This window comes from Bradyrhizobium sp. 14AA, assembly GCF_054185205.1.
The window spans coordinates 1-16,743 of the sequence record NZ_JAVAYM010000045.1 but is presented as its reverse complement, the minus strand read 5'-3'; the positions used below and the strand labels follow the sequence as shown (position 1 = coordinate 16,743).

16 protein-coding genes and 1 pseudogene are annotated in these 16,743 nt (G+C 62.9%); 9 read left to right on the top strand and 8 right to left on the bottom strand.

The features are described from left to right. The first annotated feature begins 30 nt into the window (after positions 1–30). The 3 genes from RAD15_RS41500 (at position 31) to RAD15_RS41490 (ending at position 3,492) form a co-directional block, all read left to right on the top strand. A complete protein-coding gene (locus tag RAD15_RS41500) occupies positions 31–912 on the top strand; it encodes an SDR family oxidoreductase (protein ID WP_458184480.1) in 882 nt (293 codons plus the stop codon). A 42-nt stretch (positions 913–954) separates the two neighbouring features. Further along, on the top strand, positions 955–1,755 hold the full coding sequence (locus RAD15_RS41495) for an enoyl-CoA hydratase/isomerase family protein (RefSeq protein WP_458184479.1): 801 nt from the start codon (positions 955–957) through the stop codon (positions 1,753–1,755). Between the two features lie 123 nt (positions 1,756–1,878). Further along, on the top strand, positions 1,879–3,492 hold the full coding sequence (locus RAD15_RS41490) for an AMP-binding protein (RefSeq protein WP_458184478.1): 1,614 nt from the start codon (positions 1,879–1,881) through the stop codon (positions 3,490–3,492). 1 nt (position 3,493) lies between these two features. On the opposite strand, the gene RAD15_RS41485 is transcribed toward RAD15_RS41490, so the two are convergent. Continuing rightward, positions 3,494–4,297: an enoyl-CoA hydratase/isomerase family protein gene (locus RAD15_RS41485; RefSeq protein WP_458184477.1), complete on the bottom strand. Its 804-nt coding sequence runs from the start codon at positions 4,295–4,297 to the stop codon at positions 3,494–3,496. A gap of 133 nt (positions 4,298–4,430) precedes the next feature. Between RAD15_RS41485 and RAD15_RS41480 the strand changes: the two genes are divergently transcribed. Continuing rightward, positions 4,431–5,306, top strand: a complete 876-nt coding sequence (locus tag RAD15_RS41480) for an SDR family oxidoreductase (protein WP_458184476.1) — start codon at positions 4,431–4,433, stop codon at positions 5,304–5,306. A 9-nt stretch (positions 5,307–5,315) separates the two neighbouring features. Here the strand turns inward: RAD15_RS41480 and RAD15_RS41475 are convergent, their stop codons facing one another. Then, positions 5,316–6,329, bottom strand: coding sequence for an NADP-dependent oxidoreductase (locus tag RAD15_RS41475; protein WP_458184475.1), 1,014 nt, complete (start codon positions 6,327–6,329; stop codon positions 5,316–5,318). 134 nt (positions 6,330–6,463) lie between these two features. Here RAD15_RS41475 and RAD15_RS41470 point away from each other — a divergent pair, with 134 nt between their 5' ends. Genes RAD15_RS41470 through RAD15_RS41460 form a run of 3 tightly spaced genes read left to right on the top strand, consistent with a single transcriptional unit; the run spans position 6,464 to position 8,971 of the window. Continuing rightward, on the top strand, positions 6,464–6,916 hold the full coding sequence (locus RAD15_RS41470) for a MaoC family dehydratase (protein WP_458184474.1): 453 nt from the start codon (positions 6,464–6,466) through the stop codon (positions 6,914–6,916). Next, positions 6,913–7,794 carry an HpcH/HpaI aldolase/citrate lyase family protein gene (locus RAD15_RS41465; RefSeq protein ID WP_458184473.1) on the top strand — a complete coding sequence of 294 codons (882 nt, stop codon included), beginning with the start codon at positions 6,913–6,915 and terminating at the stop codon, positions 7,792–7,794. Before RAD15_RS41470 ends, RAD15_RS41465 begins: the two co-directional genes overlap by 4 nt. Beyond that, positions 7,787–8,971, top strand: coding sequence for an acyl-CoA dehydrogenase family protein (locus RAD15_RS41460; protein ID WP_458184472.1), 1,185 nt, complete (start codon positions 7,787–7,789; stop codon positions 8,969–8,971). The genes RAD15_RS41465 and RAD15_RS41460 overlap by 8 nt, the downstream gene beginning before the upstream one ends. 31 nt (positions 8,972–9,002) lie before the next feature. Here RAD15_RS41460 and RAD15_RS41455 read toward each other — a convergent pair whose 3' ends face one another. The 5 genes from RAD15_RS41455 to RAD15_RS41435 all read right to left on the bottom strand — a co-directional run bounded on the left by RAD15_RS41455 (position 9,003) and on the right by RAD15_RS41435 (position 13,938). Next, positions 9,003–10,148 (bottom strand): acyl-CoA dehydrogenase family protein, encoded by a 1,146-nt coding sequence (locus RAD15_RS41455; protein ID WP_458184471.1) that lies wholly within the window; start codon positions 10,146–10,148, stop codon positions 9,003–9,005. Between the two features lie 24 nt (positions 10,149–10,172). After that, the gene (locus RAD15_RS41450; protein WP_458184470.1) at positions 10,173–11,102 is read right to left on the bottom strand and encodes a 3-keto-5-aminohexanoate cleavage protein; all 930 of its coding nucleotides are present in this window, start codon (positions 11,100–11,102) and stop codon (positions 10,173–10,175) included. A 9-nt stretch (positions 11,103–11,111) separates the two neighbouring features. After that, the gene (locus RAD15_RS41445) at positions 11,112–11,906 is read right to left on the bottom strand and encodes an enoyl-CoA hydratase-related protein (protein ID WP_458184469.1); all 795 of its coding nucleotides are present in this window, start codon (positions 11,904–11,906) and stop codon (positions 11,112–11,114) included. Between the two features lie 18 nt (positions 11,907–11,924). Next, a complete protein-coding gene (locus RAD15_RS41440) occupies positions 11,925–12,683 on the bottom strand; it encodes an SDR family oxidoreductase (RefSeq protein ID WP_458184468.1) in 759 nt (252 codons plus the stop codon). A 73-nt stretch (positions 12,684–12,756) separates the two neighbouring features. Next, a complete protein-coding gene (locus tag RAD15_RS41435; RefSeq protein WP_458184467.1) occupies positions 12,757–13,938 on the bottom strand; it encodes an acyl-CoA dehydrogenase family protein in 1,182 nt (393 codons plus the stop codon). Positions 13,939–14,067: 129 nt separating this feature from the next. Here RAD15_RS41435 and RAD15_RS41430 point away from each other — a divergent pair, with 129 nt between their 5' ends. Both RAD15_RS41430 and RAD15_RS41425 read left to right on the top strand, forming a co-directional pair. Then, positions 14,068–15,366 carry an enoyl-CoA hydratase-related protein gene (locus RAD15_RS41430; RefSeq protein WP_458184466.1) on the top strand — a complete coding sequence of 433 codons (1,299 nt, stop codon included), beginning with the start codon at positions 14,068–14,070 and terminating at the stop codon, positions 15,364–15,366. An 18-nt stretch (positions 15,367–15,384) separates the two neighbouring features. Further along, positions 15,385–16,575 (top strand): CaiB/BaiF CoA transferase family protein, encoded by a 1,191-nt coding sequence (locus RAD15_RS41425; RefSeq protein WP_458184465.1) that lies wholly within the window; start codon positions 15,385–15,387, stop codon positions 16,573–16,575. A gap of 37 nt (positions 16,576–16,612) precedes the next feature. Here RAD15_RS41425 and RAD15_RS41420 read toward each other — a convergent pair. Continuing rightward, positions 16,613–16,743 (bottom strand): annotated as a pseudogene (locus tag RAD15_RS41420) (DNA-binding protein); the annotation flags it as partial.

The window sequence follows — 16,743 nt, the reverse complement described above, 5'->3', positions numbered from 1 at the left end:
AAATCGACCTCAGGGAGAGGGAAATCGCTCATGTTCGACGCCGCGGTACTCGAGGGAAAGCGCATCCTGGTAACGGGTGGGGGGACTGGGCTCGGCAAGGAAATAGCGGTCGGCTTCGCCGCCCATGGCGCCCATGTCTATATCTGCGGGCGGCGCAAGGAGGTCCTGGATCAGGCGGTTCAGGACATCACGGAACGATCCGGCGGAAGCGCATCCGCGCTGCTCGCGAACGTGCGGGATCCCGACAGCATCGAGGCCATGATGACCAGCATCTGGTCGGAGGGGCCGCTTACCGGACTCGTCAACAATGCCGCCGCCAATTTCCTGGCGCCGACCGAAAGCCTGTCTCCGCGTGGCTATGAAGCCGTCCGATCGACGGTGATGGACGGCTCCTTCTACACGTCGCTCGCCTGCGGCAAGCGGTGGATCGCCGCCGGTCTGCCGGGCGTGATCATCAGTAATCTCGTCACCTGGGTGTGGACCGGATCGGCCTATGTGGTGCCGGCGGCGATGGCCAAGGCGGCAGTGCATGCCATGACCATGTCGCTCGCGGTCGAATGGGGGCCGAAAGGCATTCGCGTCAATGCGATCGCGCCCGGGCCTTTTCCGACGGAAGGGGCGTGGGACAAGCTCAATCCGCTCGCGGAGACTGGCGTCGGGGCGACGCAGGCCGACGAGGTGCCGCTGCGACGCTTCGGCAAGATGGACGAGCTGCGCAATCTCCTGATCTTCCTGATGTCGGACGGCTGCAGCTACATCACTGGTGACACGATCGCCATCGACGGCGGCCATCATCTGGCCGCACCCAGTACCTTTGCGGGCTTGTCGAAATTGTCGCCTGCCGATTGGCAGCGAGCCCGGACAGCCATTCAGGCATCGGTGCAGAAGGAAAAGCAGGCGCGATCGATCTGAACCATGTAGGCGCAGCTTGCAGCGACGAAGGGAGTGACGCCGATGGGATTGGCCGTAGCGACGAAGAGCTTCGAATGCAGCATCGACGACAGCATCGCTCATATCGTGCTGAACCAGCCCGAGCGCGGCAACCCGATCGACGGGGAATTCTGTCGCGAGTTCGGCCTGTGCATCGCCGAGTTGAGCGAGCGCGACGACGTGCGGGCGGTGTTGATCTCGGCACGCGGACGATTGTTCAGCGTCGGCGGCGATCTGATGTCGCTGGTCAAGCAGGGAGACGCCCTGCCAAGGACGATCAAGGCGTGGACGGCCGACCTGCACGCGGCGATCGCGAGGATGGTTCGCATGCGGGCGCCGGTCGTTGCGGCCGTTCACGACAATGTCGCCGGCGGCAGCGTGTCCCTGATGGCTGCCGCGGACCTCGTCGTGATGGCGGAATCTGCGCGGATTTCGGCGGCGTTCTCCAAAATCGGATTCAGCCCCGACAGCGGCTCGACCACGACCGTCACGCGCCGCATCGGCGTCGCGCGCGCAAGACGCTTTTTCCTGCTTGGCGAGACTCTCGACGCCAAAACGGCGTTGTCGCTGGGCCTTGTCGATTTCGTGGTGCCGGACAGCGCCGTCCAACCCGAGGCTGCAAGGATCGCGAAGGAGTTCGCCGGCGGTCCCACCGAGGCGTTCGGTGCGATCAAGCGGCTGTTCAGCCAGACGCCCGATCGACCGTTCGAAAGCCAGCTCGAGGAGGAGGCGCAGACCCTCGCTGCAATTTCGCAAACGGTCGACGCCCGTGAAGGCGCCAAGGCGTTCGTCGAGAAGCGGAAGCCGGTGTTCCTCGGAAAATGATCGGCGCCCGCGCGAGGCGACAATCTGGACCATTGGCGACAAATCATACTCTGCAGTAAGGTACACACATAAACGAAAATGATCCGGCGGCGAGGTCGGACTGTGATAGTTCAGGAGGGATCCATGAGCGTGGCAACCGCTGGAAGGGCCAGCTTTCGTGAGGCTGGCTATTGGCTGGACAAGACCGTCGATCAGCTTCTGACCGAGGCCGCGGCGAAGACGCCCGAGAAGGTCGCCATCGTCGCCGACCGCGCGGATCGCGAGCAGGCGCCCCGCTTCACTTACAGGCAGCTCCAGGATCTCGCCGATCGCGCCGCGAGTTCGCTGCTGCGGCTCGGCGTCGGGTGCGGCGACGTCGTCACGGTGCAACTGCCCAATTGGTGGGAGTTCGTCGTTACCGCCTTTGCATGCAGCAAGATCGGCGCCGTGATGAACCCGGTGATGCCGATCCTGAGGGAACGCGAGCTGCTCTACATCTTGAACTTCTGTGAGGCGAAGGTCTTCATCGTTCCCAAGGGCTATCGGGGCTTCGACTACGCCGCGATGGCGGGTGGAATGCGCGCGGAGCTTCCGCACCTCAAGCACGTGATCGTGGTTGACGGCGAGGGTGATGCCAGCTTCGACCGGATGCTGTTGTCCTCCCCACCAGGCGAGCTCCCGCCCGGCCCGCACCCCGACGACATGTCGGTGCTGATGTTCACTTCGGGCACGACCGGTGAACCCAAAGGCGTCATGCACACCTCGAACTCGCTGATTGCCTGTTGCAAGGCGCTGTCGGGAAGGTTCGGGCTCGATTCAAGCGATGTCCTGCTGGTGGCGTCTCCCGTCGGCCACATGACCGGTTACGCCGCGATCGTTCTGCTTTCAGTCTATCTCGGGGGAACAATGATCCTTCAGGACATTTGGGAGGCCAAACGCGGCGTCGGTTTGATGGCCCGCGAAGGCGTCACATATACTGCCGCATCGACGCCATTCCTCAGTGATATCTGCGACGCCGTGAAGGCAGGAGCTCCTCAGCCCAGCAGTCTTCGTTCTTTCCTGTGCGGCGGCGCACCAATTCCGTCAGTTCTGATCGAGCGGGCGGCGAATGAGCTCGCTCTCAACGTTTGCTCGCTCTGGGGCATGACGGAAGTCCTGTCGGGCACGCTGACCGAGCCAGCACGTGCCGGGGAAAAGTCGGCCAGCACGGATGGCCGCTCCCTCGAAGGAATGGAAGTCAGGATCGTGGACGACGAGGGCCGTCCGGCGCCAGTGGGACAATCGGGCCGACTGCTCGTTCGCGGTGCGCAGATGTTCAAGGGCTACTACAAGCGTCCGGAACTGCAGACCTTCGATGGCGAAGGATGGTTCGATTCCGGCGATCTCGCCTACATGGACGCGGATGGCTATATCCGGATCTCGGGACGGGTGAAGGACATCCTGATCAGGGGTGGAGAGAACGTTCCGGTCGTCGAGATCGAGAATTTGCTCTACAAGCATCCGGCGGTTGCCGCGGTCGCCATCGTCGGCTTTCCGGATGCGCGGCTCGGCGAACGAGGTTGTGCGTTTATCGTTCCCCGCGGCGGAAGCACGATCGATCTGGCGGCGGTGCAGGCCTATCTCAGCGACGCCAAGATGGCGAAGCAATTCTGGCCCGAGCACGTCGAGATCGTGGCCGAGCTTCCCCGCACCGCCAGCGGCAAGATACAGAAGTTCAAGCTGCGTGAAGCCGCCGCAGCCTTCGCCAACAAAGCGTAGGTCATTGGTCGGAATAGCCCGGATCCCGTCGCTCGCGAAACGCGGCGACGGCTTCCCTGTGGTCATGCGTCTCCAGGAGGATGACCTGCTGGCGGTCCTCCATCATCAGCGCCGCATCGAGGCTTGGGGCGTCGATGAGCATGTTGAGCGCCTGCTTGGTCATTCGTAGCCCCATCGGAGATGTCCGCAACATCTCCGATGCAAATTCCATCCCTCTTGTGAGCAGGTCGTCGGCAGGGACGATGTCGCTGACGAGACCGACGGCCTTGGCCCGCTCGGCCTTGAGGAAGCGGCCGGTCAGCAAGAATTCGGAGGCGACAGACAGGCCGACCAGCCTCGGCAATAGATAGCCCGAGCCCATGTCGCATCCGCCGACGCCGACACGGATATAGGCCGCATTCATTCGCGCGTCGGGTGTTGCGAAGCGGACGTCACAGGCGAGTACGAAGGAGAAGCCGGCGCCGCACGCTGCGCCATGGACCAGACCGACGATCGGCTGCGGGCAGGTGCGCATCAGACGGATCACGCCGGAGTAGCTCTGCTGCATCTTGAGCTGGCGTTGCGGCCGGCCCTTGCCGGGGGCGGCAAAGGCATCCGATCCGAGTTCGGCGCCGGCGGAGAACGCAGGTCCGTTGCCACGCAGGATCACGACCCGCGTCGTCGGCCGGTCGTGGAGCTCGGAGAAGTACTCCGTCAACTCCGAGACCATATCGGGGGACACGGCGTTGAGCTGGGCGGGGCGGTCCAAGGTCAGGATGTCGATCGCACCTTGAGTCTCGACGGTGATGGTGCTCGGTTGCCGCATGGTTGCTCCTCCCATCGCTCAATGTCTGTGGTGACATTAGTAATATAGCGTACTATTATTCGGCGCAATGCGCGTCGCGGCTTCCGTAGAGACAGGCTGCATCGCCCGCGACAAGATTGCAGGGAGCCATGCAATGCCATACCAATCCGTGTTCAGGCCGGATCTGTTCAGGGGGCAGACGATCATCGTGACCGGCGGTGGCAGCGGCATCGGGCGCTGCACCGCACACGAATTGGCCGCGCTTGGTGCGAACGTCGCGATCCTCGGCAGAACGGTGGATAAGCTCGTCGAAGTCCAGCACGAGATCGAGGAGGACGGCGGCCAAGCGATGAGCCACGCCTGCGACATCCGCGACGAAACCATGGTCGTTGCCGCAGTCGACGCGGTGCTCGCGCGCTATGGCCGGATCGACGGCCTGGTCAACAATGCCGGCGGTCAGTTCCGGGCGCCGCTCAAGTCGATCTCGACCAAGGGCTTCGAGGCTGTCGTGCGCAACAATCTGACGGGCGGCTTCATTTTCATGCGCGAGGTCTACAACCGCTGGATGGAGGCCAATGGTGGTGCGATCGTGAACATCATCGCGGACATCTGGCATGGCTGGCCCGAATTCGGCCATTCGGCCGCAGCGCGCGGCGGCATGCTGACCTTGACGGAAACGGCTGCCTGCGAATGGTCCTCCGCTGGCGTTCGCGTGAATGCGGTTGCGCCAGGCGGCATCGTATCGAGCGGCTTTGACACCTATACGCCGGAAATGCAGAAGAAGCTTCACGACTTCACCGAACGTGTCCCGCTGCAGCGTTTCGGAACCGAGGCAGAGATATCGGCTGCCATCACCTATCTGCTGTCGCCGGCGGCTGCCTACATCACCGGCTCCTGCATTCGCGTCGATGGCGGAACGCCAAATGCGCGAACCACCTGGAAGCTCGAGCCGCACAGCCGCAGTGCTCCCTTCGAAGGCTTCCATCGCGCGAGACTGCCCGAGGTGATGAACCGAAAGGCCAGCGCGTGACGGCGTCGCTCAGTCGACCGCGATGATCAGCTTTCCGTTGTTCTCCCCGCGATAGAGACGCGCTATCGCGCCGGGCGCGTGCTCCAGGCCCGGCAGGATTTCCTCATCGTGGATGATTTTGCCGGCAAACGCGAACTCGGCAAGGCGTGCCGCGGCCGTCTCGAACTCGGCGGCATGATCGAAGATGATGAAGCCGGACCAGCGTAGCCGTCGCGTCAGGATTTCGCGCTCGGGCCGCGGACCGGTCGGGACGGCGGTCCAGGATGCGTTCGCAGCCGTACCGCACTGAATGACGCGGCCATGCAGCCGCATCGTACGCATGGCGGCGTCGGCGATCGGACCGCCGGCGTTGTCGAAGAAGATATCATTGCCGTCCGGGCAGGCTGCGCGGATTGCAGCGCCAAGGCCCGCCGCCTCGCGATAGTTGATCATCCCCTGATAGCCGTAGCGGGCCTTGGCTTGCGCGATCTTGTCGGCGGAACTGGTGAGCCCGACGGCGCGACAACCGGCGATCCGCGCCAGCTGGCCGACAAAACTCCCAACGCTGCCGGCGGCCGTCGAGACGAGGACATGCTCGCCGGGTTTGGGATTGCCCAGGCCGTGGAACGCAAGATAGGCGGTGAGACCGTTAATGCCGAGGAGGCTCAGATTGGCGCTGAGGGGGAGTGCGGATGGAACGACGCGACGCATCACGGCATCGGACTTCGCGACGCAGTAGCGCTGCCAACCGAACCATCCATAGACGAACTCGCCGGCCCGGAAGCCCGGCACATTGCTCTCCAGAATTTCGCCGACGGCGAGCGCGCGCATCGGCGTGTTCAGCGGCACCGGCGCACTGTAGTTGCCCTCGTCATTGGCCCATCCGCGCTGCGCGGGATCGACGGAGAGAAAGCGATTTTCGATCAGCATCTCGCCTTCGCCCGGAGTGGCGACCGCCTCCGTCACCAGGGAGAAGTGTTCGGGTTGCGGTATGCCACGCGGCCGGGTCACGAGCCTGACCTGTCGGTTTTCACGAATGGCCATGCGCGATCCTCGCATTTAGTACGCTTGTGTACGATATGGCTATACGGTAGAAAGGGGCGGGAGACAAGAACGCATCAAGGAAGTTTCGGCGCCTCAGGCGGCCGAACCCCTGCAACATACAACAAGAGGCTAGCATGGCGGGGCTCTACTTCGAGCAATTTTCGGTCGGGCAGACGTTCGTCCACGAGATCCATCGCACCGTGACGGACATGGATAATATCTTGTTCTCGTCGCTGACTTACAATCCGGCCGCGATTCACATCGATCACGATTATGCCAGGGGCACCGAGTTCGGGAAACCCTTGATGAATTCGATCTTCACTCTCGGCCTCATCATCGGCTTGTCGGTCCAGGATACGACGCTGGGAACCACTGTCGGCAATCTTGGCATGGAGGACACGAAATTTCCCCGTCCGGTGTTTGGCGGCGATACGCTGCGCGCCGAGACCAAGGTCGTCGCCGTCCGCGAGAGCAAGTCGCGCCCGACGCAGGGTATCGTGACGTTCGAGCATCGCGGATTCAATCAGCGCGGTGAAGAGGTGGTCTACTGCCGCAGGAACGCATTGATGATGAGGAGGCCGGCATGAAATTGCGATCGCTGCTCTTCGTGCCGGCCGACAGCGAACGCAAGTTCGCCAAGGCAAGCGGCGTCGGCGCGGACGCGCTGATCCTTGATCTCGAGGACTCGGTCGCGCCCGGCCGCAAGGCGTTGGCCCGGGATGCGGTCAAAGATATGTTGGGCGGCCGAACCGGAGACTGGTCGTTCCTGGTCCGGATCAATCCATTCGGCACCAATCTCACCCTGGAGGATCTGGCGGCGGTGATCCGCCCGGGGCTCGACGGAATTCTGATCCCCAAGGTCAACGGCATCGAAGACGTTGAGTTGGTCTCGCACTATGTCGACGTGCTCGAGGTGGCTGCTGGCGTTGCGCCCGGCCACGTCAAGCTTCTGGTGGTGGCGACCGAAACGCCGGCCGCCATGATCGGATTCAACGGCTATGCCCGGAACAACAAGCGCCTGGTCGCAATGACCTGGGGCGGAGAGGATCTGAGCGCCGCGCTCGGTGCGCTGACGCCTCGGGAGCCCGACGGCAGCTGGACATTTCCCTACCAGGTGGCGCGCGCGCAGTGCCTGTTCGCCGCCGGCGCCGCCGGTGCTGCCGCGCTCGAAACCCTGTATGTGGATTTCCGCGACCAGCAGGGATTGGCCGAAAGCTGCAGGATCGCGCGTCGGGACGGGTTCGTCGGCCGGATCGCAATTCATCCGGATCAGGTCGCGACCATCAATGCCTGTTTCACCCCGTCGGAGGACGATCTTGCGCATGCGCGCCGGGTCGTCGCCGCGTTCGCCGCCGCACCGGACGTCGGGACCGTCGGGATCGACGGGAAGATGTACGACATTCCGCATCTGGTCGCGGCACGACGAACCTTGGCATCGGTCGGGGAGGGCAACTCGAATGGATAGATCGTTCGCGAACCAACTCGACGTGCCCGAGGATCACGCTGCAATTCGCGAAGGCGTGCGCGCGGTCGTCACCCGCTTCGACGACGAATACTGGCTGGCGCGCGACGATGACGGCGAGTTTCCGCGTGAATTCCATCGCGCCATGGCGGAGGCCGGCTGGCTCGGCATCACCATGCCCGAGGAGTATGGGGGCGCCGGCCTCGGCGTCACCGAGGCCGCGATCATGATGCATGAGGTGGCAAGCCATGGGGGCGGCATGACCTCGGCATCGGCGGTCCACATCAACCTGTTCGGGCCGCACCCGATCGTCGTCAAGGGAACGGATGATCAGAAGCGCCGCTGGGTGCCGCGGCTGGTCTCGGGCGAGGACCAGTGCTGCTTCGGCTTCACCGAGCCGGATGCCGGGCTGAACACGACCCGCATCAAGACCTTCGCGGAGAAGGTCCCGGGCGGATATCGCGTGAATGGGCAGAAGGTCTGGACCTCGACCGCGCAGGTCGCAAACAAGATCATGCTGCTGACGCGGACCACGAAGTTCGAGGACTGCAAGCGACCGACCGACGGCATCACCATCTTCTACACCAATCTCGACCGTTCCAAGATCGAGGTGCGCCGAATCCCGAAAATGGGGCGCAAGGCGGTGGATTCCAACGCCATCTTCATCGACGGTCTCTTCATCCCGGAAGAGGACAGGATCGGCGAGGAGGGCAAGGGCTTTTCCTATATCCTGCACAGTCTCAATCCCGAGCGTATCCTAATCGCGGTCGAAGCCATTGGGATTGGCCAGGATGCCCTACGCCGCGCGACGCAGTACGCCAGGGAGCGCGTCGTGTTCGATCGTCCGATCGGCCAGAACCAGGGGATCCAGCATCCGTTGGCCGAGAAATGGATGTACCTGGAGTCGGCTTGGCTGATGGCCATGCGCGCGGCCTGGCTCTATGATGCCGGCAAGCCCTGCGGCGCCGAGGCCAATAGCGCGAAGTTCCTCGGCGCGCGGGCCGGTCATGATGCCGCTTGGCAGGCGATCATGACCCATGGCGGTTTCGGCTATGCCAAGGAATATCACGTCGAACGGCTGTTCCGCGAAGTCTCGATCACGCGGCTTGCACCGATCACTGAGCAGCTCATGCTGAGCTTCATCGCCGAGAAGGTGCTCGACCTGCCGAAGAGCTATTGACCCGCGCCGAACGCGCGGGCCAGAGCGAGCATCAGAGGTTTCGCGAGATCAATTCCCGCATGATCTCGGACGTTCCGCCATAAATGCGGAGCACCCGGGCGTCCGCGAAGAGGCGGCAAATCTCGTACTCCCGCATGAAGCCATAACCGCCAAAAAACTGCAGGCACTGATCGACGAGACGCCCATGCATCTCCGTGACCCAGAGCTTTGCCGTTGATGCGGCGTAGGTGGTCAGCTCACCGCGGATATGCTGGCTGAGGCACTGATCGACATAGGCCCAGCCGACAGCAAGATCAGACTTGAGGTCAGCCAGCTTGAACCGCGTGTTCTGAAAGGTGCCGATCGTCTGCCCGAAGGCCTTGCGCTCCTGCACATAGGTCTTGGTGATATCGAAAGCCTTTTGAGCGGATGCGATCGAGTGGAGTGCGATGGTCAGGCGCTCCTGCGGCAGTTCGCTCATCAGCGCAGTCATTGCGCCGCCTTCCGATCCCAGCAAGTCCGTGACGGGGACGCGGACTTGATCGAAGAACAGCTCCGACGTATCGGACGAGAGGTGGCCGAGCTTGTCGAGATTGCGGCCATGGCGGAAGCCGGCGCGGTCGGTCTCGACGAGTATCAGGCTCATGCCGCGCGATCCGCCGTCCGGATTGGTGCGGGTCACAGCGATGACGAGATCGCACATCTGGCCGTTCGAGATGAAGGTTTTCTGACCCGAGATCACGTACTCGTTCCCTTCACGGATCGCGCGTGTGCGAATGCCCTGAAGGTCGCTGCCGGTTCCCGGCTCGGTCATGGCGATCGCGCACACGGTCTCGCCCGCGACCATGCGCGGCAGCCACTTCTTCTTCTGCTCCTCCGTGCCGTAGCTCAGGAGGTAGCCGCAGCAGACATCGTTGTGCACTGAGAAGTCGGTCGCCGGCCCCGCGAAGCCCGAGTAGGCGAGCTCTTCGATGACGATTGCGTTGTGACGGAAGTCGCCGCCGATGCCGCCGTACTGCTCGGGCACCTGAGGGCAGAGCAGGCCGGCATCGCCGGCGGCCGGCCAGAGGGCACGGTCGATGATCCCGGCCTTCTCCCATTCCTGGAAGCGCGGCTCGATCCTTGCCGCGCAGAAGCGGCGGACACTTTCGCGCAGGAGGGCATGTTCTTCGTCGAACACCGGGCGATTTTGCAGCATATTGGTCAAGCCGTAGGTTGAGCCTCAAAAAGCGACCTTGTCGCCGCCCTTGAGCTGGAGGATTTCACGTGCTTCATCGGGACTTGCGATCTCGAGCCCGAGGCCCTCGACGATCTTGCGGACCTGCGTCACTTGCGACGCGTTTGTCTCAGCGAGGCGGCCGGCGCCAATCCAGAGACTGTCTTCGAGCCCCACGCGGACATTGCCGCCCATCGATGCCGCCATCGCGGCAACCGGCATCTGCGCGCGACCGGCGCCCAGCACAGACCAGCGATAGTTGTCGCCGAACAGCCGATCGGCCGTCCGCTTCATGTGCATGACATCGTCTGGATGCGGGCCGATGCCACCTAGCAATCCGAAGCAAGTCTGGATGAAGAGCGGGGCCTTCACCAATCCCTCGATCCAGAAATAATGCAGATTGTAGAGATGGCTGGTGTCGTAGCATTCGAATTCGTAGCGCGCACCGGAGCTGTTCAACGTCTCCAACGCGTAACGGATGTCCTTGAAGGAGTTCCGGAAGACGAGGTCGTGCGAGCCCTCCAGCATCTGCGGCTCCCAGTCGTGCTTGAACGACTTGTAGCGCTTCAGCATCGGGAACAGGCCGAAATTCATCGACCCCATGTTCAGGCTCGCAACCTCGGGCTTCCATGTCGCTGCCGGACGTACGCGCTCCTCCACGGTCATATAGGGCGACCCGCCGGTCGTTAGGTTCACAACGACGTTTGAGCTTTGCTTGATCACGCGCAGGAAGGGTTCGAAGGCTTCCGGCGATTGATCCGGCCGTCCGTCAACCGGGTTGCGCGCGTGCAGATGCACGATCGCAGCCCCGGCTGCCGCGGCGCCCAGCGCGGACTCGGCGATCTCCGCCGGCGTCACCGGCAGGTGCGGTGACATCGAGGGCGTGTGGATCGATCCCGTGACCGCGCAGGAGATGATGACCTTGTGGGGGGCCATGGCGACCGCTCAGCGCGCGAACTTGTGGAAATCCGGATCGCGCTTTTCGTTGAATGCGGCGACGCCTTCCTTCGATTCCGCGGTGTCGTAGAACAATTTGACGGCGTGGAGCGCGAAATTGCTGATCCCGCGGATATTGTCGGAGTCGGCATTGAACGAACGCTTGGCGAGAGCAAGCGCCGTCGGCGAACGCTGCGCAAGCTTGTCGGTCCAATCCTTCACGGCGGCATCGAGCTGGGCCATGGGGACGACCTTGTTGACGAGCCCCATTTCGCGGGCCTGATCGGCCGTATACCGATCATTGAGAAACCAGATCTCCCGAGCCTTCTTGTCACCGACATGACGCGCGAGAAAGGCAGTACCCCAACCGGCATCGACCGATCCGACCTTGGGGCCGACCTGGCCGAACTGGGCGTGATCTGCGGCAATGGTCAGGTCGCACAGCGTCGCGAGCACATTGCCGCCGCCGATGGCAAAGCCGTTCACTCGGGCGATCACCGGCTTTGGCACGTCGCGGATCAGGCCTTGGATCTCGTCAATGGGCAATCCGACGACGCCGCGGCCATCATACTGGCCCTCATGCGCGGATTGATCGCCTCCCGTGCAAAACGCCTTCTCCCCGGCGCCGGTGAGCACGATGCTTGCAACGTTGCGGTCGTTGCCGGCAAGCTGGAAGGCCTGGATGAGCTCGTCCAGCGTGCGCGCGCGGAATGCGTTGTAGACCTTGGGCCGATTGATAATGACCCACGCGGCGCGGTCGCGGACCTCGTAGATGACGTCGGTGAATTGCTTGGGATCGGTCATGGCTTGTCCTCGCGCAGGTTAGATCATGTTCATTCCGCCGGAGACGGAAATGGTCTGTCCGGTGATGAATTTGCCGTCGTCAGAAGCCAGCATGGCGACGATCCCGCCGTAGTCGTCGGGCTCACCCATTCGCTTGAGCGGGATGCCCCTGACCATGGCGTCCTTCCACTTGACCGCGTGCTCGCCCTCGCCGAGCACCGCAGCCATCATCGGCGTGTTGGTCGGGCCCGGACAGACGGCGTTGAGCAGAACGTTCTTGCGCGCCAGTTCGCGCGCCAGAGATTTGGTGAAGGAGATCAGTCCGCCCTTGCAGGCGGAGTAAACGGCCTCGTCGCTGGTGCCGACCCGAGCAGCATCGGACGCGATATTGACGATGCGTCCGCCGCCGCGCTCGGCCATCAAAGGTGCGATCGCCTTGTGAGTATTCAGCGGTCCATAGAGGTTGATGCGGATGATCTTGTCCCAGAGCTCCTTGTCGGTCTTCAGGAAAGGCATCGGGCGGTCCCAGCCGGCATTGTTGACCAGAAGCCAGATCGGTCCGAGCTCGGCCTCGACCTTGGAGACCGCATCATTGACGGACGCGGCGTCTCCCACATCGACGCTGTAGGTCCTGATGACGGCCTGCGGCGCGAGCTTTGCAGTTTCTTCGCCCGCTTGCGGATTGATGTCGAAGATCGCGATCTTGCAGCCTTCTTCCGCCAGCCGCAGGGTCAGTCCTCGTCCGATGCCCTGTCCGCCCCCGGTCACAACGGCAACTTTTCCCGATAGACCTTTCAACGCTGATCTCCCTTGTCGTTTGTCGTTCTGGTATTGGGCGACGGTCTTGCAGTGCCGCCGAAAGAGCAGGGGGCTATGAGCCCGACCCGTTCTTCTGAATGTCGTGTCCGCGCTGCGAGTACATCTGGCGGGCGATGATCGTCTTCATGATCTCGATCGAGCCGCCAGCGATCTTCACTACACGCGCGTCGGCATAGGCCCGGGCGATGGGATATTCCCACATATAGCCCCAGCCGCCGAAGAGCTGCAGACATTCGTCGACAGTCTCGCAGTGCAGCTCTGACGTGAACATCTTGGCCATCGCGGCATCGACGGGATCGAGCTTGCCCTCCATGAACAGGGCAATGCACTTGTCGGTAAATACGCGGGCGACGGTGGCTTTGGTCTTGAGCTCGGCCAGCTTGAATTGCGTGTTCTGGAAATCGGCCAGCTTCTGACCGAATGCGCTCCGTTCGGAGGTATACTGCAAGGTCCAATCGATGACCGTCTCGGTGACGGTCGCCGAGCGGATGGCCTGTGCCAGCCTCTCCTGCGAGAGCTTGGTCATCATCTGCGCAAAACCCCTGCCTTCCGCGCCGAGCATGTTGCTGGCGGGAATGCGGATATTGTCGAAGAACAGCTCGGACGTATCTTGTGCCCTCATGCCGAGCTTTTCCAGATTTCGTCCGCGCTTGAAGCCTGGCCGGTTGCTCTCGACGATGAACAGGGTCACGCCCTTGGCGCCGGCCTGGCTGTCCGTCTTGGTCGCCAGCACAATGAAGTCGCAGAGCTGGCCGTTCGAGATGAAGACTTTCTGGCCGTTGATGATGAAGTCGTCGCCCTCGCGAACGGCCCGCGTCCGGATGGCTTTGAGATCGCTGCCGGCGTGAGGTTCCGTCATGCCCAGCGAGCCGATCGCTTCTCCTGACACCATCTTCGGCAGCCACTTGCGCTTTTGCGCCTCGCTGCCGAACGAGAGGAGGTAGGTGGCGACCAGGTCGGTGTGGATGAGAAAGCCGGGTCCGCTTGCGCCGGCCCGCCAGAGTTCCTCGAACACCACGACGTCGAAGAGGTAGTCAAGCCCCATGCCGCCATACTCTTCCGGGACAGTGCAGCAGAGCAGGCCGGCGGCTCCCGCCTTCAGCCAGAGCTCGCGCGGGACGATGCCGTCCTCTTCCCACTTGGCATGAAAGGGCACGATTTCGCGCTCGACGAAGCGACGGACCGTCTGGCGGAAAATCTCATGTTCTTCGCGAAATATCGTGCGCTCGATCATTGTCAAAACGCGTCCTGTCTGATTTAGTTTGCTAGTGTACAGTATTTTGTTTCGGCATACAACCTGAAACGGCGACAGGGCAAGTGCGATCGTACACCAATGAACGGTACCGGAAAGGGAGAGGGAGCGATGACGATCGTCCCGGAGCTGAAGCAGTTTCGCATCGAGTTATCGGGAAACGGCGTCCTGCACCTCGTTTTCGACATGCCCGGCCGTTCCATGAATGTGTTCTCGAACGCAGCGATCGAGGAGCTTGGCCTGTTCGCGGATTACCTCAGGCAAAGCGAGACGGCCGGCGTCGTCATTCGTTCTGGCAAATCGTCAGCGTTCTGTGCGGGCGCGGATCTGGCCGAGCTCGAGACGGCCTACGACATGATCATGGCGGCGCCCCCCGGCGAACGCGATCGCCTGGCTTTCGATCGCTTCTTTCGGCTGAGCCATGCCCTGCGCAGGCTCGAGACGGCTGGCAAGCCGGTTGCGGTGGCGATCGCCGGCCTCGCACTGGGTGGCGGGTGCGAGTTCGCGCTCGCGGCGCATCACAGGGTGGTTGCCGACCACGCGCAAGCGACCTTTGGCTTGCCGGAGTCGCGCGTCGGACTGCTGCCGGGCGGCGGTGGAACCCAGCGCCTGCCGCGCCTGATCGGGATCGAGGCCGCGCTTCCGGTGCTGCTCGAAGGCGCGAGGATTGGCGGCGGAGCCTCCGTTGCCGGCGGTCTCGCGGATGAGGTGGTGCCGCTCGGCGAGGAAGCGGCGGCCGCGGAACGCTGGGTGCTGTCGTGTCCTGCGGCCGTTCAACCCTGGGACCGGCCGGGCTGGTGCGCCGAGGATGCACCGCTTCTGTCTGCCATTGTCGATGAGATGCGCAGGAAAGTCCTCGTCGAGACGCTCGGGCACTATCCGGCGCCACTCGCTATCCTCGACTGTGTGGAGCAGGGATTCCCGTTGCCCTTTGATGCCGCCATCCGAACCGAGATGCAGATCTTTGCGAAGCTGATCCAGCGGCGCGAGCCTCGCAACATGATCAGAACGCTGTTTCTCGGCAGGCTCGATCATGAGCGACTGAAGAAGAAGGGCTTGAATCCCAAGATAATGGACGCTGTCGCCGCGATTTCGAACGCGCTAGGTGTTCGTTCGGAGCGCAGCGAAGAAATCGCCGGGGCATTCGCCCGGGCGGGTTTCCGAATTGATCGGCCTCATAATGCCGAATTCGACGGCCACGTCGCGGGCGCTCTCTACTGGCATGACGATGAGCCGACGACGTGGGGCAAGAAGCTCCTGCGCGCGCGTCTGGTGGACGCCGAGGCCGCGGCTGCGGGCTGGCGTTCCCAGCTTGACGAGTCGGAGCGCCGGGCTGCGGACTACATCCTGGTCACGCAGGCGGGCTTTCCCGCTTATCTGGGCGGCTTGCTGGCGGCCGGTCTGACCTAGTCGGTGAGGAGAGAAGCCATGTCAAAACCTCTGGAGGGTATCAAGGTTCTCGACCTGTCGAAGGTCTTGGCGGGGCCGCTCTGTGCCCAGTATCTCGGCGACCTCGGTGCCGAGGTCATCAAGGTCGAAGCGGTGGGGCAGGGTGATGAGACGCGGGGATGGCCACCGTTTCCCGCCCCGGGGCTTGGCACGGTCTTTCTGAGCGCCAATCGGAACAAGCGAAGCATTGCCATCAACATGAAGTCCGATCGCGGACGCAAGCTCGTGCACGAGCTTGCGAAATCCGCCGATGTCGCCATCGAAAGCTTTGGAACCGGTGTCGCTGAACGGCTGGGCATCGATGCGACGAGCCTTGGCGCGCTCAATGACCGGCTGGTCCATTGCAGCATCTCGGGCTTTGGCCGGACGGGACCGCTCAAGAACTCGCCGGGCTACGACGTGATCTTGCAGGCGTTCAGCGGCATCATGTCCATGACGGGGGACGAGGGCGGCGGCCATATCCGCAGCCCCATTTCTCCGATCGACCAGATGACGGGCGTGCACGCCTTCAGCGGCATATTGGCCAGCCTGTTTGCACGCGAGAAGACGGGCAGGGGCGCCTCGATCCAGGTGTCACTGTTCGACACGGCGCTCGGGCTTCTCGGCTACAACCTTCAGACGTTCTGGGAGCGGGGGGCGCAGCCTGCCAAATGCGGCTCCAGCCACGAATCGCTATGCCCATACCAGGCCTTCGAGGCGGCGGACGGACCGATCATGATCGGGGTGGCCAACGACAATCTCTGGCGCAAGTTCTGCGGCGTCGCCGGCCTTGACGCGATCGTGGACGATCCGAAATTCAGGACCAATGCGGATCGGGTCAAGCATCGCGCCGAAACGCTGCAGCACGTTCAGTCGGTGATCGCCACCAGGGCCGTTGCCCATTGGAACGCTGTCCTCAACGAGGTCGGCATTCCCTGCTCACCGATCAATACGCTCGCTCAGCTCCTGGAACATCCGCACACCAAGGCGGATACGCTCGTCATGCAATATGATCATCCGGCGGCGGGCCGTCTGAACTGCGTCGGCCATCCCGTCACTTTCGTCGGAGAAGAACGCAGTCCCGGTCTGCCGCCGCCCTTGCTCGGCCAGCATACCGATGAGGTCCTGAAGGAACTGGGTCTTTCCGCTGCGAGCATCGCAGACTTGCGCCGTGACGATGTTATCAGTTGAGGGTGTTCCCGCCAGGCTGCAATGGTGATCCCGCGCGTCAGGCCGGCGTGAAGAACGGCAGCGGGGCGCCGTCGGTCGGCTTGAACACCACCTTCACCTTCTGGCCGATCTTCAGCTTCTCGAGATCGCAGTCGACGAAATTGGTTTGCACCGATGGCCCCTCCTTCA

What these genes read in the sequence shown, in the direction of transcription:
- RAD15_RS41500 (WP_458184480.1), top strand. Translation starts at nt 31, where the DNA reads ATGTTCGACGCCGCGGTACTCGAGGGAAAGCGCATCCTGGTAACGGGT.
- RAD15_RS41495 (WP_458184479.1), top strand. Translation starts at nt 955, where the DNA reads ATGGGATTGGCCGTAGCGACGAAGAGCTTCGAATGCAGCATCGACGAC.
- RAD15_RS41490 (WP_458184478.1), top strand. Translation starts at nt 1,879, where the DNA reads ATGAGCGTGGCAACCGCTGGAAGGGCCAGCTTTCGTGAGGCTGGCTAT.
- RAD15_RS41485 (WP_458184477.1), bottom strand. Translation starts at nt 4,297, where the DNA reads ATGCGGCAACCGAGCACCATCACCGTCGAGACTCAAGGTGCGATCGAC.
- RAD15_RS41480 (WP_458184476.1), top strand. Translation starts at nt 4,431, where the DNA reads ATGCCATACCAATCCGTGTTCAGGCCGGATCTGTTCAGGGGGCAGACG.
- RAD15_RS41475 (WP_458184475.1), bottom strand. Translation starts at nt 6,329, where the DNA reads ATGGCCATTCGTGAAAACCGACAGGTCAGGCTCGTGACCCGGCCGCGT.
- RAD15_RS41470 (WP_458184474.1), top strand. Translation starts at nt 6,464, where the DNA reads ATGGCGGGGCTCTACTTCGAGCAATTTTCGGTCGGGCAGACGTTCGTC.
- RAD15_RS41465 (WP_458184473.1), top strand. Translation starts at nt 6,913, where the DNA reads ATGAAATTGCGATCGCTGCTCTTCGTGCCGGCCGACAGCGAACGCAAG.
- RAD15_RS41460 (WP_458184472.1), top strand. Translation starts at nt 7,787, where the DNA reads ATGGATAGATCGTTCGCGAACCAACTCGACGTGCCCGAGGATCACGCT.
- RAD15_RS41455 (WP_458184471.1), bottom strand. Translation starts at nt 10,148, where the DNA reads ATGCTGCAAAATCGCCCGGTGTTCGACGAAGAACATGCCCTCCTGCGC.
- RAD15_RS41450 (WP_458184470.1), bottom strand. Translation starts at nt 11,102, where the DNA reads ATGGCCCCCCACAAGGTCATCATCTCCTGCGCGGTCACGGGATCGATC.
- RAD15_RS41445 (WP_458184469.1), bottom strand. Translation starts at nt 11,906, where the DNA reads ATGACCGATCCCAAGCAATTCACCGACGTCATCTACGAGGTCCGCGAC.
- RAD15_RS41435 (WP_458184467.1), bottom strand. Translation starts at nt 13,938, where the DNA reads ATGATCGAGCGCACGATATTTCGCGAAGAACATGAGATTTTCCGCCAG.
- RAD15_RS41430 (WP_458184466.1), top strand. Translation starts at nt 14,068, where the DNA reads ATGACGATCGTCCCGGAGCTGAAGCAGTTTCGCATCGAGTTATCGGGA.
- RAD15_RS41425 (WP_458184465.1), top strand. Translation starts at nt 15,385, where the DNA reads ATGTCAAAACCTCTGGAGGGTATCAAGGTTCTCGACCTGTCGAAGGTC.